The sequence below is a fragment of the Stenotrophomonas sp. pho genome (assembly GCF_006228405.1).
GTDB lineage: Bacteria > Pseudomonadota > Gammaproteobacteria > Xanthomonadales > Xanthomonadaceae > Stenotrophomonas > Stenotrophomonas sepilia.
The window spans coordinates 1,644,643-1,667,082 of sequence record NZ_CP029759.1; the positions used below are offsets into that span (position 1 = coordinate 1,644,643).

The 22,440-nt window shown below is 67.0% G+C and carries 22 protein-coding genes and 3 pseudogenes; 22 read left to right on the forward strand and 3 right to left on the reverse strand.

Annotation, left to right across the window (positions count from 1 at the left end; genetic code table 11):
* Positions 1-3: 3 nt before the first annotated feature.
* The 4 genes and pseudogenes from ftsB (at position 4) to truD (ending at position 2,611) form a co-directional block, all read left to right on the forward strand.
* The gene (gene ftsB / locus DL544_RS07760; RefSeq protein WP_005416028.1) at positions 4-357 is read left to right on the forward strand and encodes a cell division protein FtsB; all 354 of its coding nucleotides are present in this window, start codon (positions 4-6) and stop codon (positions 355-357) included.
* Positions 354-1,052, forward strand: a complete 699-nt coding sequence (gene ispD, locus DL544_RS07765; RefSeq protein WP_005416029.1) for a 2-C-methyl-D-erythritol 4-phosphate cytidylyltransferase — start codon at positions 354-356, stop codon at positions 1,050-1,052. The genes ftsB and ispD overlap by 4 nt, the downstream gene beginning before the upstream one ends.
* A 34-nt stretch (positions 1,053-1,086) precedes the next feature.
* Entirely contained in the window at positions 1,087-1,584 is a 498-nt protein-coding gene (gene ispF, locus DL544_RS07770) for a 2-C-methyl-D-erythritol 2,4-cyclodiphosphate synthase (protein WP_005409005.1), read from the forward strand.
* Positions 1,581-2,611 (forward strand): annotated as a pseudogene (gene truD / locus DL544_RS07775) (tRNA pseudouridine(13) synthase TruD). The gene ispF and the pseudogene truD overlap by 4 nt, the downstream one beginning before the upstream one ends.
* A gap of 71 nt (positions 2,612-2,682) precedes the next feature.
* Here truD and DL544_RS07780 read toward each other — a convergent pair.
* Positions 2,683-3,222, reverse strand: a complete 540-nt coding sequence (locus tag DL544_RS07780) for a Smr/MutS family protein (protein WP_005409007.1) — start codon at positions 3,220-3,222, stop codon at positions 2,683-2,685.
* Positions 3,223-3,431: 209 nt separating this feature from the next.
* On the opposite strand from DL544_RS07780, the gene surE reads away from it, so the two are divergent.
* The 5 genes from surE (at position 3,432) to DL544_RS07805 (ending at position 6,957) form a co-directional block, all read left to right on the forward strand.
* Positions 3,432-4,211, forward strand: a complete 780-nt coding sequence (surE, locus tag DL544_RS07785; protein ID WP_005416031.1) for a 5'/3'-nucleotidase SurE — start codon at positions 3,432-3,434, stop codon at positions 4,209-4,211.
* On the forward strand, positions 4,208-4,885 hold the full coding sequence (locus DL544_RS07790) for a protein-L-isoaspartate(D-aspartate) O-methyltransferase (protein ID WP_005416032.1): 678 nt from the start codon (positions 4,208-4,210) through the stop codon (positions 4,883-4,885). Before surE ends, DL544_RS07790 begins: the two co-directional genes overlap by 4 nt.
* A gap of 18 nt (positions 4,886-4,903) precedes the next feature.
* Positions 4,904-5,518, forward strand: coding sequence for a YqaA family protein (locus tag DL544_RS07795; protein ID WP_005416033.1), 615 nt, complete (start codon positions 4,904-4,906; stop codon positions 5,516-5,518).
* Positions 5,515-6,297 (forward strand): peptidoglycan DD-metalloendopeptidase family protein, encoded by a 783-nt coding sequence (locus tag DL544_RS07800; protein WP_005416034.1) that lies wholly within the window; start codon positions 5,515-5,517, stop codon positions 6,295-6,297. The genes DL544_RS07795 and DL544_RS07800 overlap by 4 nt, the downstream gene beginning before the upstream one ends.
* A gap of 171 nt (positions 6,298-6,468) precedes the next feature.
* Entirely contained in the window at positions 6,469-6,957 is a 489-nt protein-coding gene (locus DL544_RS07805) for a hypothetical protein (protein WP_139726955.1), read from the forward strand.
* A gap of 28 nt (positions 6,958-6,985) precedes the next feature.
* On the opposite strand, the gene DL544_RS07810 is transcribed toward DL544_RS07805, so the two are convergent.
* Both DL544_RS07810 and yhbY read right to left on the reverse strand, forming a co-directional pair.
* On the reverse strand, positions 6,986-7,360 hold the full coding sequence (locus DL544_RS07810; protein WP_005416036.1) for an Mth938-like domain-containing protein: 375 nt from the start codon (positions 7,358-7,360) through the stop codon (positions 6,986-6,988).
* Positions 7,361-7,373: 13 nt separating this feature from the next.
* On the reverse strand, positions 7,374-7,679 hold the full coding sequence (gene yhbY, locus DL544_RS07815; protein WP_005416037.1) for a ribosome assembly RNA-binding protein YhbY: 306 nt from the start codon (positions 7,677-7,679) through the stop codon (positions 7,374-7,376).
* Between the two features lie 65 nt (positions 7,680-7,744).
* Here yhbY and rlmE point away from each other — a divergent pair.
* The 13 genes and pseudogenes from rlmE (at position 7,745) to alaS (ending at position 22,397) form a co-directional block, all read left to right on the forward strand.
* Positions 7,745-8,376, forward strand: a pseudogene (gene rlmE / locus DL544_RS07820) (23S rRNA (uridine(2552)-2'-O)-methyltransferase RlmE).
* A gap of 69 nt (positions 8,377-8,445) precedes the next feature.
* Positions 8,446-10,380 (forward strand): ATP-dependent zinc metalloprotease FtsH, encoded by a 1,935-nt coding sequence (gene ftsH / locus DL544_RS07825; protein WP_005416038.1) that lies wholly within the window; start codon positions 8,446-8,448, stop codon positions 10,378-10,380.
* A 102-nt stretch (positions 10,381-10,482) separates the two neighbouring features.
* Positions 10,483-10,668, forward strand: a complete 186-nt coding sequence (locus DL544_RS07830) for a hypothetical protein (protein WP_065179301.1) — start codon at positions 10,483-10,485, stop codon at positions 10,666-10,668.
* A 398-nt stretch (positions 10,669-11,066) separates the two neighbouring features.
* Positions 11,067-11,963, forward strand: coding sequence for a dihydropteroate synthase (gene folP / locus DL544_RS07835; protein ID WP_065195806.1), 897 nt, complete (start codon positions 11,067-11,069; stop codon positions 11,961-11,963).
* A complete protein-coding gene (gene miaA / locus DL544_RS07840) occupies positions 11,963-12,916 on the forward strand; it encodes a tRNA (adenosine(37)-N6)-dimethylallyltransferase MiaA (RefSeq protein ID WP_053499102.1) in 954 nt (317 codons plus the stop codon). Before folP ends, miaA begins: the two co-directional genes overlap by 1 nt.
* A 97-nt stretch (positions 12,917-13,013) precedes the next feature.
* On the forward strand, positions 13,014-13,289 hold the full coding sequence (hfq, locus tag DL544_RS07845) for an RNA chaperone Hfq (protein WP_004152891.1): 276 nt from the start codon (positions 13,014-13,016) through the stop codon (positions 13,287-13,289).
* Between the two features lie 14 nt (positions 13,290-13,303).
* Entirely contained in the window at positions 13,304-14,614 is a 1,311-nt protein-coding gene (gene hflX, locus DL544_RS07850) for a ribosome rescue GTPase HflX (RefSeq protein ID WP_005416042.1), read from the forward strand.
* Between the two features lie 125 nt (positions 14,615-14,739).
* Entirely contained in the window at positions 14,740-15,234 is a 495-nt protein-coding gene (locus DL544_RS07855; protein WP_005416043.1) for a CinA family protein, read from the forward strand.
* Between the two features lie 34 nt (positions 15,235-15,268).
* Positions 15,269-16,951 (forward strand): 2-polyprenylphenol 6-hydroxylase, encoded by a 1,683-nt coding sequence (gene ubiB, locus DL544_RS07860; protein ID WP_053499129.1) that lies wholly within the window; start codon positions 15,269-15,271, stop codon positions 16,949-16,951.
* Between the two features lie 209 nt (positions 16,952-17,160).
* The gene (gene lexA / locus DL544_RS07865) at positions 17,161-17,796 is read left to right on the forward strand and encodes a transcriptional repressor LexA (RefSeq protein ID WP_005416045.1); all 636 of its coding nucleotides are present in this window, start codon (positions 17,161-17,163) and stop codon (positions 17,794-17,796) included.
* A gap of 204 nt (positions 17,797-18,000) precedes the next feature.
* Positions 18,001-19,038, forward strand: a complete 1,038-nt coding sequence (gene recA, locus DL544_RS07870) for a recombinase RecA (RefSeq protein ID WP_139728088.1) — start codon at positions 18,001-18,003, stop codon at positions 19,036-19,038.
* Between the two features lie 110 nt (positions 19,039-19,148).
* Positions 19,149-19,640: a recombination regulator RecX gene (gene recX / locus DL544_RS07875; protein WP_139726956.1), complete on the forward strand. Its 492-nt coding sequence runs from the start codon at positions 19,149-19,151 to the stop codon at positions 19,638-19,640.
* A gap of 109 nt (positions 19,641-19,749) precedes the next feature.
* Positions 19,750-22,397: pseudogene (gene alaS, locus DL544_RS07880) on the forward strand (alanine--tRNA ligase).
* Positions 22,398-22,440 lie beyond the last annotated feature (43 nt).

A 22,440-nucleotide genomic window follows, 5' to 3' on the forward strand; every position in this document is an offset into this window, starting at 1 on the left:
CCGATGCGCGACTGGCGCTGGATGCTGCTGGTGCTGGCCCTGTTGCTGGGCTGGCTGCAGTACCGCTTCTGGTTCGGTCCGGGCAATTCGGGTGAAGTGATGATGCTCGAAGCCCAGGTCGCCAACCAGGAACGGGACAATGAGGGTCTGCAGCAGCGCAACGACGCGCTGGCCGCCGAAGTGAAGGACCTCAAGGAAGGCCAGTCCGCCATCGAGGAACGCGCGCGCAGCGAGCTGGGCATGATCAAGCCCGGTGAGAAGTTCTACCGCGTGGTCGAGGATGCGCCGGTCCGTCCGGCGCAGCCCGCTGCAGGCGTCACTGTCCAGGCCGGCGATCACCCGGCGGACGTGCCATGAGCGCGGCGATCTGGGTGGTGGTTCCGGCTGCCGGCCGTGGCGCCCGCTTTGGTGCGCCGCTGCCCAAGCAGTACCTGCAGGCGGGCGGGCAGATCCTGCTCGCTCATACCCTGGACGCGCTGCTGGCGCATCCGGCCGTGGCCGGCGCAATGGTGGTGATCGGCCAGGACGACGGCGACTGGCCGGGCTGGAGCGAATGGGCCGGCAAACCGGTGCTGACCTGCATCGGCGGCGCGACCCGTGCCGCCTCGGTGCTGGCTGGGCTGCAGGCGTTGCCGGACTCGGTGCGCGCTGATGAATTCGTGCTGGTCCACGATGCCGCGCGACCCAACCTGTCGCTGGCCGATCTTGGCCGCCTGCTTGAAGTCGGTCGTGCCGATCCGGTCGGGGCGATCCTGGCTGCACCGGTGCGCGACACCCTCAAGCGTGCGGGCGACGACGGTGGCATCGATGGCACCGAACCGCGCGAGCGGCTGTGGCGTGCACTGACACCACAGCTGTTCCGCCGCCACCAGCTCAGCCGCGCGCTGTCCGACGCCGCCGCTGCCGGTGTTGAAGTCACCGACGAGGCCATGGCCATGGAGCGCCAGGGCCAGCGCCCGCTGCTGGTGGAAGGCAGCGAGGACAACTTCAAGGTCACCACCCCGGCCGATCTGGACCGGTTCGAATTCGTACTTTCCCGCCGCGCCGGCTGACTGCCCGCGCGGCCCTGCTGCAAGGGCTGCATCCATGAGCACCGCACCGTTCCCGCCCGTCCGTATCGGCCAGGGCTACGACGTCCATGCCTTCGGTGAAGGCGATCACATCATGCTCGGCGGAGTGAACGTGCCGCACAGCTGCGGCGTGCTGGCGCACAGCGACGGCGACGTGATCCTGCACGCCCTGTGCGATGCCATGCTCGGTGCGCTGGCGCTGGGCGATATCGGCCAGCATTTCCCGCCGAGCGATGATCGCTGGAAGGGCGCCGACAGCAGCGATTTCGTGCGCCATTGCGACAGCCTGCTGCGCGAGCGTGGCTGGCGCGTTGGCAACACCGACATCACCGTGATCTGCGAGCGGCCGAAGGTTGGCCCGCATGCGCTGGCCATGCGTGAGCGCATTGGTGGGTTGCTGCAGCTGCCGCTGGACGCGGTCAGCGTCAAGGCGACCACCTCGGAGAAGCTGGGCTTCACCGGCCGCGGCGAAGGCATCGCCGCGCAGGCGGTCGTGTTGCTGGTGGCGGCATGATCCCGCTGCCGTTGGCGTTTGGTGCGCCGCTGTTGACGGCGCGCATCCGCACCACGCCGGACGATTTCCAGGTGGATGAACTGCCGGCCTTCGAGGCCACCGGTGAAGGTGAGCACCTGTTGCTGCACATCCGCAAGCGCGGCGCCAACACTGTGCATGTGGCCAAGCTGCTGGCCAAGTGGGCGGGCCTGCCGGAAATGGCGGTGAGCTACGCCGGCATGAAGGATCGGCATGCGGTCACCACCCAGCGTTTCAGCGTGCACCTGCCCAAGCGCGTCGCGCCGGATCTGGCCGAGCTGGCCAGTGATGAGATCGAAGTGCTCGAAGCGACTTGGCACAACCGCAAGCTGCAGCGTGGTGCACTGGCCGGCAACCGCTTCAGGCTGGTGCTGCGCGAGGTGCAGGGCGATGCTGCGGCGATCAGCGAGCGCCTGCAGCAGATCGCCGGGCGCGGCCTGCCGAACTGGTTTGGCGAGCAGCGCTTCGGCCGCGACGGCGGCAACGTGCCTGCGGCATTGGCGATGTTCGGTGGCCGCCGCATGCGCAAGGACCAGCGTTCGCTGCTGCTGTCAGCCGCGCGCTCGGCGCTGTTCAATCGTGTGCTCGCCGCGCGCGTGGAGCAGGGCAACTGGGATCAACCGCTGGACGGTGAAGTGTGGATGCTCGATGGCAGCCGCAGCGTGTTCGGCCCGAACCCTACACCGACGTGCTGGCCGAGCGCCTGGCCCGTTTCGACATCCATCCCAGCGCGCCGCTGTGGGGCGAAGGCGAGCTGCGCAGCGCCGACGCTGCACGTGAGCTGGAGCTGGCCGCGCTGGACGACGAGGAATCGAAGGCGCTGCGCGCTGGCCTGGAAGACGCACGGCTGAAGCAGGAGCGCCGCGCGCTGCGCCTGCGCCCGGCGTTGCTGCAGCATCAGTGGTTGGCCAGTGATGTACTGGAACTCTCGTTCGCGTTGCCGCCGGGCTGCTACGCCACCGCCGTGCTGCACGAACTCGGCCCCGTCGAAGACGCCGCGCAGGCCTGACAGAAAAAGGGGACGGAGGGAATTAAGTCGTTTGTGGCACAAACGACTTAATTCCCTCCGTCCCCTTTTTGTCAACGCCGCGCCAGCAACACCAGCACCGCGCCGGTGCCGCCTTGCCCGGTCGGCGCCGAATGAAACGCCAGCACGTCGTTGCGAAGCCGCAGCAGGCGATCAACCAGGTTCTTCAGCACCGGTGCACCGCCATCGGACTGCAGGCCCTTGCCGTGGATGATGCGCACGCAGCCATACTCGTGTGCATGCGCTTCCAGCAGGAACTGGCGCAGCAGGGTTTCCGCCTGCGCGGCGGTGGCGCCGTGCAGGTCCAGCTCATCCTGTACCGAATACTGGCCGCGCTTGAGACGCTGGAACAGGCGCGGTGGCAGGTTGTCGCGGCGGTAGCTGGCCACGTCGCCCGCTTCCAGCGGCGTACTGTCGCGCAGCAGCCGCGCAAACTCGCCCGCGGCTTCGGCCTCGTCGCGTTCGGCCATGCGTGCGCGCGGCTTCGGCCGGGGCGCAGCAGGCGCCGGTTCGGCATCCTTGCGCAGCGGCGTCACTTCACCGATGGCCGCACGGAACAGCGCGGCCGGATCTTCGTCTTCAGGGTGCGACATGCGCACAGGGTAAACCGCCGGCGCGGGTCTGCCTATGACGGTTCAATGTCGGCCGTGACCGCCGGCAGGGTAGGACCGGCGGCTCGCATGCGGCACAATAGACGATGCCCTTGCAGGGTCGACGGCTTCCGCAGGGGAGTACGACGGTCCCGCCCACACTGCACGGTGACGGAATCGAATTCTTGGAAAATCAAGCGGTTAAATCGAAGATGCGAATCCTGGTCAGTAATGACGATGGTGTCGACGCCGCAGGCATCCGGATGCTTGCTTCGGTCCTGCGCGAGGCCGGACACGAAGTCACGGTGGTCGCGCCCGACCGCGATCGCTCCGGTGCCAGCAACTCGCTGACCCTGGACCTGCCGATCCGGCTCAAGCGCATCGACCATTACACCGTCTCGGTGGCTGGCACGCCGACCGACTGCGTGCACCTGGCGCTGACCGGTCTGCTTGAATTCGAGCCGGACATCGTCGTGTCAGGCATCAACAACGCCGCCAACCTCGGCGACGACGTGATCTATTCCGGCACCGTCTCGGCGGCGATGGAAGGCCGCTTCCTCGGCCTGCCGGCGGTGGCGGTCTCGCTGGTTACCCGCAACCACGATCCGAAGCACTTCGACACCGCCGCGCGCGCCGCAGTGGAGATCGTGGCCCGGCTCAAGGCCGATCCGCTGCCGGCCGACACCATCCTCAACGTCAACGTGCCGGATCTGCCCTGGAGCGAGGTCAAGGGCTTCGAGGTCACCCGCCTTGGCAACCGCCATCGTGCCGAAGGCTGCATCGCGCAGAAGGATCCGCGCGGCAACGAGGTGTACTGGATCGGCCCGGCCGGGCGCGAGCAGGACTCCGGCCCGGGCACCGACTTCCACGCGGTGCGCACCGGCCACATCTCGATCACCCCGATCCAGGTGGACCTGACCCGCTACCAGGCGCTGGAGAAAGTGGCCAGCTGGGTGGGTGGCCTCAGCGCCGCGCTGGACCGGCCGGCATGAGTCCACGCCTGCGACTGCAGCCGGAAGCTGTCGGCATCGGCATGACCTCGCAGCGCGTGCGTGACCGTCTGGTCGATCGCCTGCGCGAAGCTGGCATCGTCGACGAGTCCACCTTGAACGCAATCCGGGTTGTGCCGCGCCATCTGTTCATCGATGAAGCACTGGCCTCGCGTGCCTATGAGGACACCGCGCTGCCGATCGGCCATGGCCAGACCATCTCGCAGCCCTGGGTGGTCGCCCGGATGACCGAGGCGGTGCTCCAGGTCGCGCCGAAGCGCGTACTGGAAGTCGGCACCGGCTCGGGCTACCAGGCCGCCATCCTGGGCGCGCTGGGCCTGGAGGTCTACACCGTGGAGCGTATCGGTGACCTGTTGCGGCAGGCACGCAAGCGCTTCCGCGCACTGGGCATGAACATCCGCACCAAGCATGACGACGGTCGCGCCGGATGGGCCGAGCACGGTCCGTTCGATGCCATCGTGGTCACCGCCGCCGCGCCTGCACTGGTCGATGAACTGGTCGGGCAGCTGGCTGAAGGGGGGCGCCTGGTGGCGCCGGTGGGTGGCCCGGGCGGACAGTCGCTGGTGCAGCTGGACCGCAAGCCCGATGGCAGCATCGAACAACGCGTGCTGGCGCCGGTTACGTTCGTGCCGCTGCTGTCTGGCATGCTCGACTAATCCACGGAGCAGGGTTGCATGAAGATTTTCGGGCCGCTGTACGAGCGGGCGATGAAGTGGGCGGCGCACGAACGCGCGCCGACCTACCTGACGGTACTGAGTTTCTTTGAAGCGATCATCTTCCCGGTGATGCCGGAAGTGATGCTGGCACCGATGTGCGTGGCCCAGCCCAAGCGTGGCTGGTGGTTCGCCACCCTCAGCCTGGCGGGCTCGATGGTCGGCGCGCTGGTGGGTTACGCGCTGGGTCATTACGCTTTCGAGGCGATCAAGCCGGTGTTCGAGGCGCTGGGCATGCTTCCGGCGATCGAGCAGGGCATCACCACCGTGCAGGCGAAGATGGCCGAATCGCCGTGGGCGGTGTTCACCTTCCTGGTGCTGGGCGGCTTCATGCCGATCCCGATGAAGGTCTTCACGTGGGCATCGGGTATCGTCGGCGTACCGATGCCGCAGTACCTGTTGAGCATGTTGATCGGTCGTGGCAAGCGCGTGTTCGTGCTGGCCGCGGTCATCCGTATCGGTGGTGCGCGTGCCGAAGCGGCGCTGCGTCGCTGGATTGAACCGCTGGGCTGGATCGCCACCGTGCTGGTGGTGGTGCTGATCGCCTGGCTTGTATGGAGGTCGAAGTTCGCATGAATCCTGATCGTCTGAGCAAGGGAGTGCGCATCGGCGCGCTGGCGTTGCTGGTTTCCACACTGGCCGCCTGCGGTACCGCCACCGTGGTCCGCCCGGGCGGCGGCAACGCTGGCGGCGTGACCACGCCGAAGACCTCGGTACCCAAGCCCGGGCAGACCGTGGTGGTGCGCAAGGGCGACACCATCTATGCGCTGGCCCGCATCCATGACATCACCCCGGCCGACCTGATTGCCTGGAATCGTCTGGACAACCCGTCGACCATCTACCCCGGCCAGGTGATCCGCCTGTATCCGCAGGGGGCCACCAGCGGCCGTGCGCCGACCACGGTGGTCACCCCGCCGCGTTCGGCTGGCAGCAGTGGCGGCAGCACCGCGCCGGCCCCGGCGCCGGTCGGGCCGGTGAAGAGCAACATCGCCTGGCGCTGGCCAGCCGATGGCGCGATCGTCGGCCGCTACGTGGCCGGTGACGCGACCAAGCAGGGCGTCGACATCGCCGGCACCAGCGGCCAGCCGGTCAAGGCAACCGCCAACGGTGTGGTGGTGTACTCCGGTGCCGGCCTGGTCGGCTACGGCGAACTGATCATCATCAAGCACAGCGACCAGTGGCTGTCCGCCTATGGTCACAACCGCAAGCGCCTGGTCAATGAAGGGCAGAGCGTGAAGGCTGGCGAGCAGATCGCCGAAATGGGCCGCACCGGTGCGAACCGCGACATGGTCCACTTCGAGATTCGCTACAACGGCAAGCCGGTCGATCCGCAGCAGTACCTGCCGGCACGTTGACGCGGTTGGAACAGGGAGTGCCGGGCCATGCCTGGCGTTCCTGACCTGTAGAGCCGTGCTCGACTCAGCGACTGCGGAGCGGTCGTTTGCGATCCTGTGTGCCGCAGGCTCACCTTCACGGCGGACCGGATACCCGGCATTCTTGAGCGGTCCCAGTCGACCCGGTACCCCATGCTGCGTCCTGCTTCCGTTCTCGCCTTGCTGATCGTCGCGCCGCTGGTCACCGCGGCCAGCGATCCGCGCGACGTGGTCACCCGTCTTTACGCCGTAGTCCAGGCGCCGGCTTCAGATGAAGCGGCCATCCCGCCGTCGCTGGGCGATGCCCTGCGCTCGGCGGTCGATGCGCAGCATGCTCACGAGCGGGCCTGCACCGCGCTGGCCGCGCACGACGAGAAGCCGCACATGCTCGACCAGAGCCTGTATCTGCTGGCGCCGGACCGACCGGACACGGTCGCGGTGGGAATGCCCGAATCGAGGGGTGACGCGACCTGGATCCGCGTCGACATGGCAGTGGGCGACTATCGATGGACCGACCGGGTCCTGCTGCAGCGGCAGGACCGGGACTGGAAGGTCATGGATATCCGCTGGGGGCAGGGCGGCCACCTGATCGGCCGGCTCCAGGAGTTCTCGGCATTCCGCTGCGCGCCTTCAGGCCGCTAGGGGCCGGAGGCACCGGTGACTCGAGAACTCAGCCTTCCAGAATGAAAGCAGCCGCGACCTTGCGGCCTTCGCCTGCCAGGATGTTGAAGGTGCGTGCGGCGGCTGGATTGTTCATCACTTCCAGGCCGATGCCGCGTGACAGGCAGGCGGCCATCACCACCGCCGATGGGAACACCTGGCGGTCACCGGTACCCAGCACGATCAGCGCCGGGTTCAGCGCCAGGATCGGCTCCAGGTCCGCCAGCTGCAACGCAGCGGCGCTCGCCACCGGCCAATGCGCGACCAGCTGGTCCGGGGTCAGGAAGAAGCTCCCGTCCAGCACCTGGTCATTGACCTTGGCCGAGCGGCCATCGGCGGCGCGCAGGCTGTAGGCGTAGTCGGGCGGTTCGTGGTTCAGCTGCATGACGGTAGGGCGATCAGCCGCGCGGCAGCACGATCTGGCGCTGTTCCCTGCTCGGGCGGTACAGCACGGCGACGTGGCCGATGCGCTGCACCAGAGCGCTCTCGGTGGCTTCGACGATCTCGCCGATCATCACGTCACGGGCGTCGCGATCCTCGGCAGCGACCTTCACCTTGACCAGCTCGTGGCGCTCCAGCACTTCGTTCAGCTCAGCGATGAAGGCCGGGGTCACACCCTTGCCGCCGGTCTGCAGCAGGGCCTTCAGGTCGTGGGCTTGGCCGCGCAGGAAACGGGTCTGGGAAGCGGTCAGGGCGATGGACATGCAGGAAAACACGGTTGAATGGGGCGATCAGGGTATCATGAGGACCCCATCAGCCCCTATTTTCAATGGCTACCCGCAGCAAAAGCAGCCAGCGCTGGCTCAAGGAACACTTCTCCGACCCCTTCGTGAAGAAGGCGCAGGCCGAAGGCATGCGCTCGCGCGCCGCCTACAAGCTCGAAGAGCTGCTTGAACGTGACCGACTGCTGAAGCCGCACATGGTGGTGGTCGACCTCGGCGCGGCGCCGGGTGGCTGGTCTCAGCAGGTTAGGAGACAGATCGGCGACACCGGCCGCGTGCTGGCCCTGGACATCCTGGACATGCCGCCGCTGGCCGGCGTGGAGTTCCTTCATGGTGACTTCAGGGAAGAAGCCGTCCTATCGCAGTTTGAAGCCATGCTCGGGATCAGCCGGTAGACCTTGTGCTGTCGGACATGGCCCCCAATAAGAGTGGTGTGGGCGCGGTCGACCAGCCGCGGATGATGCACCTGGCGGAGCTGGCCCTGGATTTTGCCGACAACCACCTGAAGACCGGTGGGGCATTCCTGATCAAGCTGTTCCAGGGCGAGGGCTTTGACGACTACGTGCGCGACATGCGCCGCCGGTACGACAAGGTCTCCATCCGCAAGCCGGAAGCCTCGCGCAAGCGCTCTCCCGAGGTGTACGCCTTGGGTCAGGGAAAACGCGCCCACATGAAGTAAGCTCGCAATGTACGCAAGTTCGACCCCCACGCAACGCCAGCACTGAGAGGAACACCGGAGCCAATGAGGATGAACGACTTGACCAAGAACCTCCTGCTATGGGTGGTCGTCGCCGTCGTGCTGATGGTGGTCTTCCAGAGCTTCTCGCCGAAGTCCTCCGGAGCCGGCGCGCAGGGTGCGTCGTACTCGCAGTTCCTGGACCAGGTGGACAGCGGCAACGTGCAGAAGGTCGCCTTTGGCGGCGACATGCGCGGCGGCACCAGCCAGCTGACCTACACCACCCGCGGCGGGCAGACATCCACCATCACCGCACCGTTCGATCGCGACCTGATCAACGTGCTGCGCACCAAGAACGTGGAGATCGTGCAGGAGGAGCCGTCCAGCGGCATCTCCCTCGGCGCGATCCTGATGAATTTCCTGCCGGTCATCCTGATCATCGGCTTCTGGTTGTTCATCATGCGCCAGATGCAGGGCGGTGGCGGCGGTGCCAAGGGCGCGATGTCCTTCGGCAAGTCGCGCGCCAAGCTGCAGGGCGAGGACCAGATCAAGGTCACCTTCGCCGACGTCGCCGGCTGCGACGAGGCCAAGGAAGAAGTGGGCGAGCTGGTCGACTTCCTGCGCGACCCGTCCAAGTTCACCAAGCTGGGTGGCAAGATTCCGCGCGGCGTGCTGATGGTGGGCCCGCCGGGTACCGGCAAGACGCTGCTGGCCAAGGCCATCGCCGGCGAAGCCAAGGTGCCGTTCTTCTCGATCTCCGGTTCGGACTTCGTGGAAATGTTCGTCGGCGTCGGCGCCAGCCGCGTGCGCGACATGTTCGAGCAGGCCAAGAAGCATGCCCCGTGCATCATCTTCATCGACGAAATCGACGCCGTCGGTCGCCACCGTGGCGCCGGCCTGGGCGGTGGCCATGACGAGCGCGAGCAGACCCTGAACCAGCTGCTGGTCGAAATGGACGGTTTCGAGGGCGGTGAAGGCGTGATCGTGATCGCCGCCACCAACCGTCCGGACGTGCTGGACCCGGCGCTGCTGCGCCCGGGTCGCTTCGACCGCCAGGTCGTGGTTGGCCTGCCGGACGTGAAGGGTCGCGAGCACATCCTGAAGGTCCACATGCGCAAGCTGCCGCTCGCCGACGATGTCGAGCCGATGGTGATCGCGCGGGGTACCCCGGGCTTCTCCGGTGCTGATCTGGCCAATCTGTGCAACGAGGCGGCCCTGTTCGCCGCGCGTGGCAACGAGAAGGAAGTCCGCATGGACCACTTCGACCGTGCCCGCGACAAGATCCTGATGGGTGCCGAGCGCCGCTCGATGGCCATGAGCGAAGAAGAGAAGACCCTGACCGCCTACCACGAAGCCGGCCACGCCATTGTCGGCCGCCTGGTGCCCGAGCACGACCCGGTCTACAAGGTCACGATCATCCCGCGCGGCCGTGCGCTGGGCGTGACCATGTACCTGCCGGAGGGCGACAAGTATTCGATGAACCGCGTGGCGATCAAGTCGCAGCTGTGCTCGCTGTACGGTGGTCGTGTGGCCGAGGAGCTGATCTTCGGTGCCGACAAGGTCACCACGGGCGCTTCCAACGACATCGAACGCGCCACCAAGATGGCCCGCAACATGGTCACCAAGTGGGGCCTGTCCGACCAGCTCGGCCCGATCGCCTATGGCGAAGAGGATGACGAGGTGTTCCTGGGCCGTTCGGTCACCCAGCACAAGAGCGTGTCCAACGACACCGCGCGTCGCATCGATGAGGAGGTGCGCAAGATCCTCGACGAAGCCTACGCGCGCACTACCGAGCTGATGACGGCCAACCTGGACAAGTTGCACGCGATGTCCCAGCTGCTGCTGCAGTACGAGACGATCGACGCGCCGCAGATCGACGCCATCATGGAAGGCCGCGATCCGCCGCCGCCGGCTGGCTGGAGCAAGTCGAACAAGGATGGTGGCAACGACAAGGGCGGCGACGCCCGCCCGCTGCCGCCGATCGCGGGCCCGGCCGAATCGCACTGACGGCCCGCTGCGCGTGACACCAGACGAGGCCGGGGCAACCCGGCTTCGTCGTTTCCGGGCTACCGGCCCATTCCGAAGAACCGAACTGACGCTGGAGCCCGCATGTCTGCCCCGAAGCCCGAACCGATTTCCCACACCGTCGAAATGGTCATCGCCACCGTGGTCGGCGTGGGTGTGGGCCTCGGAGCCGACAATCTGCTGTTGGGCTGCGTGGTGGGTATCGCGGTCGGCATCGTGCTGAGCATCGCCAGGACCCTGTACGTGGACCGCAAGCGTCGCCGCCGTTGAGGGTGTCGGCAGGGCTGCGCCCTGCACCCGTGGTAGTGCCGGCCGCTGGCCGGCAACCTCAGCAGCAACAGCAACAGCAACAGCAGAAGCGGGCATTCCTTGGGGTGGCGGGGCGGTGTGGGTTGGCAGGACACGCCGTAAACCCCGCTCCGCGGTCCGGCCCAGCCGCCGGCGGCTGTGCGTTCGGGCGCTTGCGAAGCAGTGCTTCGCAGGCAAAGCGCCCTCACCCATGGGGGCTCGATGGCGCCATCCATGGCGCCAACGGTCCTGCAGCCCCACACCGTCCCGCCAGACCATCAGCAATCCAGAGCCGCATTGGCTTTGGCCGTTGCCTCTGCGGGTGCAGGGCGCCGCCCTGCCGAACTAAACTACCCGCCGTTGTTCCAGCAGGATTACCGATGTTCGATACTTCGCCCCAGCTCGATTGCGCCGGCCGCATCCTGCGCCTCGACCGTGCCCAGGTCATGGGCATCGTCAACGTCACCCCGGACTCGTTTTCCGATGGCGGCGCGCACGACACCACCGAGGCCGCAGTCGCTCATGGCCTGAAGCTGGTCGAGGAGGGCGCGGACCTTCTCGATATCGGCGGCGAATCGACCCGCCCGGGCGCTACGCCGGTATCGGTCGAGGAGGAGCTGGGCCGGGTGATTCCGGTGATCGAGCAGCTGGCGGCCCGGACCCACGTGCCGATCAGCATCGACACCTTCAAGCCGGAAGTGATGCGCGCGGCCGTGGCCGCTGGCGCCGGCATGATCAACGACATCTTCGGCCTGCGCCAGGAGGGTGCGCTCGAGGCCGCTGCGGAAACCGGCGTGCCGGTGGTGCTGATGCACATGCAGGGCGAACCGGGCCACATGCAGGCCGATCCGCACTACGACGATGTGGTCGGCGAGGTGCACGGCTTCCTGGTGCAGCGCCTGTTCGCTGCCGAGATGGCAGGCATCGCGAGGAAGAACCTGCTGATCGACCTCGGTTTCGGCTTCGGCAAGACCACCGGCCACAACATGACCCTGCTGGCGCGTTCGGAGCGCTTTCTGGAACTGGGCGTGCCGATGCTGGCCGGCCTGTCGCGCAAGCGCAGTCTCGGTGAACTGACAGGTCGCGATACGCCGTCCGAGCGGGTAGCGGCCTCGGTGGCCGCGCACCTGATCGCGGTCCAGCGTGGCGCGCGCATCGTACGCGTGCATGACGTGGCGGCCACAGTTGATGCGCTGAAGATCTGGCAGGCGGTGCAAGCCGTACCGACGCCGCGCGCCGACGCTGCGCCGACGATCCGCTGGCCGGACGAAGACTGATGGGTATCGATCGGCGGCCACTGGCGATCGCCGTGATGGGGCCGACCGCCAGTGGCAAGACCGCCACTGCGATCGCCCTGGCACGGCAGCTGGATGGTGAAATCGTCAGCGTCGACTCGGCACTGGTGTACCGCCACCTGGACATCGGTTCGGCCAAGCCCGATGCGACGGAGCGCGCGCAGGCGCCGCACCATCTGCTGGACCTGCGTGACCCCTGGCAGACCTACTCGGCGGCCGAGTTCGCCGCCGATGCCGGACGGGTCGTGGCCGACATCGTGGCGCGTGGCAGGACGCCGATCCTGGCCGGTGGCACTGGCCTGTACTTCCGGGCGCTGCTGCAGGGCCTGTCGCCGATGCCGGAGGCCGACCCGGCAATGCGCGAAGCGCTCAGCGCCGAGGCGGCCGAGCGTGGCTGGGCGGCACTGCACGCCGAGCTGGCCAAGGTCGACCCGGCCGCCGCCGCACGCATCCATGCGACCGATCCGCAACGCATCCAGCGGGCGCTGGAGGTCTATCGCCTGACCGGTATCCCCATTACTGAATGGCAGCGCCGGCCGGGCGTAGCGCCATTGCCGGTGCGCACCCTCAAGCTGATCCTCGCTCCACGCGACCGTGCGGTTCTGCACCAGCGCATCGAGGCGCGCTTCGACGCCATGCTGGGGCAGGGGTTCCTCGACGAGGTGCGGGCATTGCGCGCGATGCCGGAAATGGCAGCCGTGGAGGCGCCGTTGGACCTGCCGGCAGTGCGCGCGGTCGGCTATCGGCAGGCCTGGGAGTACCTGGACGGGGAGGGTGATGCCGCCCGTTTCCGTGACAAGGCGATCTTCGCCACCCGGCAACTGGCCAAGCGCCAGCTGACCTGGCTGCGCGGCGAGCTTGATGCGCGCTGGTTCGACCCCCATGTTGATGGGGAGCGCCTGGCCAGCGCGGTGTCGACCTTCGTCGCACGCTGAATCCCCGCCAGCCGTGTAACATCATCGGTCGGCGGGCGGCTCGGGGGGCCGCGGCAACCGTCGGCAACCCAATAAGAACAATAATCAGGAGTGTGCAATGTCCAAGGGGCAATCGCTGCAGGATCCTTTCTTGAACGCACTGCGGCGCGAACGCGTGCCGGTTTCGGTGTACCTGGTGAACGGCATCAAGCTGCAGGGCACGATCGAGTCGTTCGACCAGTTCGTGGTCCTGCTGCGCAACACGGTCAGTCAGATGGTCTACAAGCACGCCATTTCCACCGTCGTTCCGGCACGCAACGTGAAGGTCGGTCCGGGCGGTGGTTACGTGCAGTCGGGTGAAGGCGGTCAGGCAGGTGATGAAGCAGACGAGTAACACCGGAGCGGTGAATGTTTGACCGCTCGAAAAAGGGTGAACACGCCCTGTTGATCCAGCCCCATTTCGGCAAGCTGGAAGACGATGTGCTCGAAGAATTCGGTGATCTGGCCCGCTCGGCCGGGGCCAGCATCGCCGCGACGATCACTGCGCGCCTGGACCGTCCGAATCCGTCGACCCTGATCGGCAGCGGCAAGCTGGACGAGATCAAGGCTGCGGCCGACGCCAGCGGGGCCGACCTGATCCTGGTCAATCATGCATTGAGCCCGGGCCAGGAACGCAACCTGGAACGTTTCCTCGAGCGCCGGGTGATCGACCGCACCGGCCTGATCCTGGACATCTTCGCCCAGCGTGCGCACAGCCACGAAGGCAAGCTGCAGGTCGAACTGGCACAGCTGCGCCACCTGGCTACGCGGCTGGTGCGCGGCTGGACCCATCTGGAGCGCCAGCGCGGCGGTTCGATCGGCCTGCGCGGACCGGGTGAAACCCAGCTGGAAACTGACCGCCGTCTGCTGCAGAAGCGGGTGGAGCAGCTGCAGAAGCGCCTGGAAAAGGTCGAAGTGCAGCGCACCCAGATGCGCCGTGCGCGTGTGCGCAGCGAGCTGCCGCGCGTGGCCCTGGTGGGCTACACCAACGCCGGCAAGTCGACCCTGTTCAACGCCATGACCGGCGCTGAGGCCTATGCCGCCGACCAACTGTTCGCAACGCTGGATCCGACCGTGCGCCGCATCGCGGTGCCGGGGGGCAACGTGGTGCTGGCCGATACCGTCGGTTTCGTCCGCGATCTGCCGCATGATCTGGTCGCGGCGTTCCGCTCGACCCTGTCCGAGGCGCGCGAGGCCGACTTCCTGCTGCATGTGGTCGACGCTGCCGATCCGCACCGCGAGGAGCGCATCGCCCAGGTCGACGAGGTGCTGACCGCAGTCGGTGCCGGCGACCTGCCGCAATTGCTGGTGTTCAACAAGATCGACCGCATCGACGGTGCCGACGTGCGCCACGATGGCCAGGACGGTATCCCGGATGAGTCGCGTCGTGAGCGGGTGTGGATTTCCGCGCGTGACGGGCGGGGGCTGGAGCTGCTGCAGGCGGTGCTGGGCAAGCGCCTGGGCCTGCAGCATGTCACCGGCGAACTGCGCCTGCCGCCGGATGCCGGCCGCCTGCGCGCGCGCCTGCACCAGCTGGAAGTGATCCGCAGCGAGCAGGCTGATGAGGAAGGCTGGCTGCTGCATGTCGACTTGCCGATTGCCGAAGCCGAGAAGCTGGCCGCCAGTGCCGACGGCGCACCGATCCGGGCGCTGCTGCCGGAGAAACTGCCGGAGTGGTGAGGTGGCACCTGGCAGGGCCGGCGAGTGCCGGCCGCCGGCCGGCAGCGCAACCGTCCCGGATGGGCGCGACATCTGCCTGTCATCTGCGGTACAACGTGCAGGTTCTTCACCCCACCGTCATGCCGATGTCCATCCCCACCGACGCTGAACTCAATATCCAGTCCGCCGCGCTTGGGCAGCGCCTCGAGCAGGCCTCGCTGCAGCTGGTGACCGCTGAAAGCTGCAGTGGTGGCTGGATTGCAAAGTGCATGACCGACATCGCAGGTTCGTCGGCATTCTTCGACTGCGGCATGGTGGTCTACAGCTACGAAGCCAAGCAGCGCCTGCTCGGCGTGCGCGCACAGACGCTGGAGCAGTTTGGCGCAGTCAGCCGCGAAACCGTGCTGGAAATGGTTTCCGGTGCGCTGGTCAACTCGGGGGCCGGCATCGCGGTGGCAGTGACCGGCATCGCCGGTCCCGGCGGTGGCAGCCCTGGCAAGCCGGTCGGCAGCGTCTGGATCGGCTGGAAGCGGCGCGGCGGCTACGCCCGCGCCGAGCTGTTCCAGTTCGAGGGCGACCGCGAAGCCATCCGCCGGCAAACCGTGGCGGCGGCATTGCGCGGCATCGACGCCCAGCTGTGACATGCTGCTCCGGTAATCGTCCGGAGCACGCATGATGTGGGAAACGCTGGGCACGGTCCGTGACCTGGGCCGACTGCAGGAAATTGCGGTTGTCCTGATCCGCTATGGTTTCGGTGACGTGGTGCGGCGCATCGGCCTGGCCACCACGCTGGAGCGCGCTGGGCGCCTGCTGCACTGGAACGAGGATCGCCAGGAACTGCTGCGGATGACCGCGCCGGTGCGCGTACGCAGCGCGATGCAGGATCTCGGCCCGACCTTCGTCAAGCTCGGTCAGGTGCTGGCGACGCGCGTCGACCTGCTGCCGCCGGAATGGATCGCTGAACTGTCCGAGCTGCAGAACGCGGTACCCGCGCTGCCGTACGCCGATATCCGCGAGCAGCTGGAGGCCGACCTGGGCGCCTCGCCTGCAGACGTGTTCGCCTTCCTCGATGAAATCCCGATGGCCGCCGCCTCGCTGGCGCAGGCCCATCGCGCGCGCCTGCATGACGGCCGCGAGGTGGTGCTGAAGGTACGGCGCCCGGGTATCCGCGACGTGGTCGAGGCCGACCTGCGGTTGCTGGCGCGCCTGGCCGAAATCGTCGAGGCGCGGCTGCCGGACCTGCGCCGCTATCGTCCGGCCGAGGTCGTGCAGCAGTTCACCGTGTCGCTGCGACGCGAGCTGGATTTCGCCGCCGAATGCCGCAACGCCGAACGCATCGCACGCAACTTCAACGGCCGTGACGACATCCTGATCCCCAGCGTGCACTGGCAGTGGACCTGTGAAAGCCTGAATGTGCAGGACTTCGTCGACGGCATTCCCGGGCGTGACCTGGCCGGCGTCGATGCGGCGGGCCTGGACCGGCGCGAACTGGCTCGGCGCGGTGCCGGCATCGTGCTCAAGATGGTGCTGGAGGACGGCTGCTTCCACGCCGACCCGCACCCCGGCAACATCTTCTACCTGCGTGACGGCCGCATCGGCGTGATTGACTTCGGCATGGTCGGCGCGTTGTCCGAAGTGCGCCGCTTCCAGGTCGCGCAGCTGCTGCACGGGCTGGTCGAGCAGGACCCGCAGAGCGTGGCCGATGTGCTGCTGGACTGGGCCGGCGGCGTGGAAGTGGACGAGAACCGCCTGCAGCACGACATCAGCCAGTTCGTCGACCAGTATCGCGGCGTGCCGCTGAAGGACCTGCGCATCGGCCTGATGCTGGGCGATATCACCCAGCTGCTGCGCAGCTACAGCCTGACCCTGCCGGCCGATCTGGCGCTGATGATCAAGGCCTTCCTGACCCTGGAAGGCATGGGTCGCCAGCTGGACCCGGATTTCGACATGGCCAGTGCCGCGCGCCCGTTCCTGGAACGGGTGGTGCTGCAGCGCTATGCGCCCAAGGCGCTGCTCAAGCGTGGCCGACGCAGCCTGCTGGGCCTGGTCGACTTCGCCGGGGAACTGCCCCGCGACCTGCGCAAGCTGGTCCAGGCGGCACGCCGCGGCCGCCTCCAGCTGAAGGTGGAAACCACTGCGCTGCAGGGCTTTGGCGAACAGGTGAATCGGGCAGCGAACCGGCTGGTGATGGGTATCGTCACCGCCGCGCTGATCATCGGGTCCTCGATCGTGATGCACAGCGTTGGCGGGGTCTCCAGTCGCTGGCTGCTGGCACTGGGCGTGTGCGGTTTCATCGGCGCCGGCTTCTGCGGCGTGTGGATCCTGTTCTCCATATGGAGGAGCGGCAAGCACACATAGTGTGCTTGCCGCAGCGGTTCCCCATCGGAACCGTGGAATCGCTGCGCGATTCCTGTAGGGCCGACCGCTGGTCGGCTGCTCTCGCTTTTGCCTTTGCCGCCCGGCCATTGGCCCAACTGCCGAGCATGGCTCGGCACTACAGATCCCCATCACCTGTTTGTCGTACCCGGCACTTGCAGTTGTGTGCGTTAGTAGTAATACTACTAACCATGGACCTGACCGACACCCAGCAGGCGATCCTGCAGTTGATCGCCGAGCGTATCGAGAGCGAAGGCGCACCGCCGTCGCAGACTGAAATCGCACGCGCGTTCGGCTTCAAGGGCGTGCGTGCGGCCCAGTACCACCTGGAAGCCCTGGAGCAGGCCGGTGCGATCCGTCGCATCCCGGGCCAGGCTCGCGGCATCCGCCTGGTGCAGGCACCGCCGGTCGAAAAGCTGGCCGAGCCGGGCCTTCCGGACAGCGTGCTGCGCTTGCCGGTGCTGGGCCGGGTCGCTGCCGGCCTGCCGATCGGTGCCGACATCGGCTCCGACGATTTCGTGGTGCTGGACCGGGTGTTCTTCTCGCCGGCGCCGGACTACCTGCTGAAAGTGCAGGGCGACTCGATGATCGATGAGGGCATCTTCGACGGTGACCTGATCGGCGTGCACCGCACCCGCGACGCCCGTTCCGGGCAGATCGTGGTGGCCCGCATCGATGACGAGATCACCGTCAAGCTGCTGAAGATCGCCAAGGACCGCATCCGCCTGCTGCCGCGCAATCCCGATTACAAGCCGATCGAGGTGCTGCCGGACCAGGATTTTGCGATCGAAGGCCTCTATTGCGGCCTGCTTCGGCCCAATCGTTGACCCGCTCCATGGTGCATTACCCCGCGGTCTTTTGTGGCGATTCTCTGGTTCCACTGAGGTTGGTACGGATGTCCGATAATTCTTCTCAGAGCGCCGGGCAGAATCTCAGCCTGTGCGATACGTCCGACTTAAAGTGAACCCATGGCAAAGAAGACCCCCAAAGACAGCACCCCCAACGACATGACCTCTGCAAGGACCAATACGATGGACGAGAACAAGAAGCGCGCCTTGGCTGCTGCTCTGGGCCAGATCGAGAAGCAGTTCGGCAAGGGCTCGGTGATGCGCATGGGCGACCGCGTGGTCGAGCCCGTCGAAGCCATCCCGACCGGTTCGCTGATGCTCGACATCGCACTGGGCATTGGCGGTCTGCCGAAGGGCCGTGTCGTTGAGATCTACGGGCCGGAATCCTCGGGCAAGACCACCCTGACTCTGCAGGCCATCGCCGAATGCCAGAAGATGGGCGGTACCGCGGCCTTCATCGATGCCGAGCACGCGCTTGACCCGATCTACGCCGCGAAGCTGGGCGTGAACGTGGACGACCTGCTGTTGTCGCAGCCGGACACCGGTGAGCAGGCGCTGGAAATCGCCGACATGCTGGTCCGTTCGGGCTCGGTTGACATCCTGGTGGTCGACTCGGTCGCCGCGCTGACCCCGAAGGCCGAAATCGAAGGCGAAATGGGTGACCAGCTGCCGGGTCTGCAGGCCCGCCTGATGAGCCAGGCGCTGCGCAAGCTGACCGGCAACATCAAGCGTTCGAACACCCTGGTGATCTTCATCAACCAGCTGCGCATGAAGATCGGCGTGATGATGCCGGGCCAGAGCCCGGAAACCACCACCGGCGGCAACGCGCTGAAGTTCTACGCCTCGGTCCGCCTGGACATCCGCCGTATCGGTGCGATCAAGAAGGGCGATGAGATCATCGGCAACCAGACCAAGATCAAGGTCGTCAAGAACAAGCTGGCGCCTCCGTTCAAGCAGGTCATCACCGAGATCCTGTACGGCGAAGGCATCAGCCGCGAGGGCGAACTGATCGACATGGGCGTGGATGCCAAGCTGGTCGAGAAGGCCGGCGCCTGGTACAGCTACGGTGAAGAGCGCATTGGCCAGGGCAAGGACAATGCCCGCGGCTACCTGCGCGACAACCCGACCGTCGCCGCCAAGCTCGAGGCCGAGCTGCGTGAGAAATTCCAGCCGGCCGAAGCGGCCCGCGAGGAAGGCGACGACGAAGGCGAGGACGAGTAAGGCTTGCTGTGGGGCAGGGCGGCGCCGTCAGTGACGTCGCCCTGTCCCGCAGGTTCGAATCGCCCAGGGATGGGCAGGGCGCCAAGGACGGCGCCACCCTTGGAGCATCGATGTCCGACGCCGAAGACATTCCTACCGGCCGCAAGCGCCGGCAGCGTGAGCAGACTCCCGTACAACGGGCGCTGGGCCTGCTGGTCCGCCGCGAGCACTCGCGCAAGGAACTCACCCGCAAGCTGACCGCCCGTGGCATCGAAGACGAAGCCGCGCAGGCCGCTGTCGCCAAGCTGACCGAAGCGGGCTGGCAGGACGACACCCGTTTTGCTGAGAACCTGGTGCGGATGCGCGCCAATACGGGTTATGGCCCGATCCATGTCCGCGCCGAGCTGGGCACCCATGGCCTGGACAGGGCCGCGATTGCCGCGGCGATGGACAGTTACGATGGCGACTGGCAGGAAAATGCCCGTGATCTGGTCCGCCGGCGCTTTGGCGAGGCCGGTCCGCAGGACCTGACGCAGCGGCGCAAGGCCGCCGATCTGCTGGCCCGACGGGGCTTCGACGGCGACAGCATCCGCCGTGCGACCCGCTACGACCCGGATGACTGAGACTGGCGGCGCCGGGCCTGATACCCTTTAGGTTTTCGGCGCTCCCTCGCGACCCTGGCCAACACGGCCGGTGGTCCGGGTCCGCCGGCCCGCAGACTGCCAGCCCCCAATGAACGCATCCGCCAAATTCACGACATCCCAGATCCGCAGCGACTTCCTTGAATTCTTCAAGGGCAAAGGCCACACCATCGTGCCCTCGGCGCCGCTGGTGCCGGGCAATGATCCGACCCTGCTGTTCACCAACTCCGGCATGGTGCAGTTCAAGGACGTGTTCCTTGGCGCGGAGAAGCGTAGCTACGTGCGCGCGGCCGACGTGCAGCGCTGCCTGCGCGCGGGCGGCAAGCACAACGATCTCGACCAGGTCGGCTACACCGCACGCCACCACACCTTCTTCGAAATGCTGGGCAACTGGTCGTTCGGCGACTACTTCAAGAAGGACGCGATCGCCTGGGCCTGGGAGCTGCTGACCCAGGTCTGGAAGCTGCCGGCTGAACGCCTGTTGGTCACCGTCTACCAGACCGATGACGAAGCCTACGAGCTGTGGCGCGACATGGTCGGCGTACCGGAAGAGCGCATCGTGCGCATCGGCGACAACAAGGGCGCACCGTTTGCCTCGGACAACTTCTGGCAGATGGCCGACACCGGCCCGTGCGGCCCGTGCACCGAGATCTTCTACGACCACGGTGACCATATCGCCGGTGGCCCCCCGGGTTCCCCGGATGAAGACGGCGACCGCTTCATCGAAATCTGGAACCTGGTGTTCATGCAGTTCGACCGCCAGCCCGACGGCACCCTGGTGCCACTGCCGGCGCCATGCGTGGATACCGGCATGGGCCTGGAGCGCCTGGCGGCGATCCTGCAGCACGTGCACACCAACTATGAGATCGACCTGTTCCAGGCGCTGATCCGCAAGGCCTCCGAGCTGACCGGCACCGCCGACCTGGAGAACAAGTCGCTGCGCGTGATTGCCGACCACATCCGCGCCTGCTCGTTCCTGATCGTCGACGGCGTGCTGCCGTCCAACGAAGGCCGGGGTTACGTGCTGCGCCGTATCATCCGCCGCGCCCTGCGCCACGGCTGGATGCTGGGCGTGCGCCAGCCGTTCTTCAGCAAGCTCGTGCCGACGCTGGTCGAGCAGATGGGCGAGGCCTATCCGGAACTGCCGGCTGCGGTGGACACTGTCACCCGTGCGCTGCAGGCCGAGGAAGAGCGTTTCGCCGAAACCCTCGATGCCGGCATGAAGATCTTCGAGGACGTGGCCGGCAAGGCCAGCAATGGCGTGATCCCGGGTGTTGACGCCTTCCGCCTGTATGACACCTATGGCTTCCCGCTCGACCTGACCCAGGACATCGCCCGCGAGCGCGACCTGACCGTCGACATTGCCGGCTTCGATGCCGCGATGGAGCAGCAGCGCGAGACCGCGCGCGCCGCCGGCAAGTTCGGGGGGGCGTGACCCTGCCGGCCGAGCTGGTGGCGACCCTGAGCCCGACCCTATTCCTGGGCTACGACCGCCTGCAGGCTGACGGCCTGAGCGTGCTGGCCCTGCTCAAGGACGGTCGTCCGGTGCAGTCGGCCGATGCGGGTGACGCAGTCATCGTCATCACCAACCAGACCCCGTTCTACGCCGAGTCCGGCGGCCAGGTCGGCGACACCGGCGTGCTGACCGGCAACGGCGTGCGCCTGGTGGTGGAAGACACCCAGAAGTTCGCCGGCCAGTTCCATGGCCATGTCGGCACCCTGTCCGAAGGCGGCCTGAAGGTCGGCGATGTGCTGTCCGGCCAGGTCGATGGCGAGCGCCGTGGTGCCACCATCCTCAACCACTCGGCCACCCACCTGCTGCACGCCGCGCTGCGCGAAGTGCTGGGCACCCACGTGCAGCAGAAGGGCTCGCTGGTCGCGCCGGACCGCCTGCGTTTCGACTTCTCGCACTTCCAGCCGATCAGCGCGGAAGAGCTGGCGGTGATCGAGCGCAAGGTCAACCAGCAGGTGCGTGCCAACAACGCCGCCGAAGTGCACACCATGGCCATGCAGGAAGCGCTGGACTTCGGCGCGATGGCCCTGTTCGGTGAGAAGTACGGTGAGCAGGTGCGCGTGCTGAAGATGGGTGACTACTCCACCGAGCTGTGCGGTGGCACCCACGTCAACCGTACCGGCGACATCGGCCTGTTCAAGATCACCTCCGAGGGTGGCGTCTCCGCGGGCGTGCGCCGCATCGAGGCCGTCACCGGCCAGGGCGCGCTGGACTACGTGGACGCCGAAGAGGCCCGCCTGGCCGAGGCCGCTGAGCTGCTCGGTGGCAGCGCTGCCGACGTGGTCGAGAAGATCCGTGCCCTCGGCCAGCGCCAGAAGCAGCTGGAGCGCGAACTGGAAGGCGTGAAGGCCAAGGTTGCTGCGGGTGCCACGGCCGACCTGTCCGGCCAGGCCGTCGAGGTTGCTGGCGTGAAGGTGCTGGCCGCCCGCCTGGAGGGCTTCGACGCCAAGGCCTTGCGTGACGCCATGGACCGCCTCAAGCAGCAGCTGGGCGACGCGGTGATCGTGCTGGCCGGCGCCCAGGACGGCAAGGCCGCCCTGGTCGCAGGCGTGAACGGCAGCGCAATGGGCAAGGTCAAGGCCGGGGAACTGTTGTCCCATATCGCCGGTCAGATCGGGGGCAAGGGCGGCGGACGCCCGGACCTCGCCCAGGGTGGTGGCGAGGACGGGCCCGCCCTTGCCACTGCGCTGGCTGCAGTCGTCGAATGGGTCAGCCCCCGCCTGTGATGAACCTGGCCGTCCCCCTCCTTGTAGGAGCGGGACGGCTGAC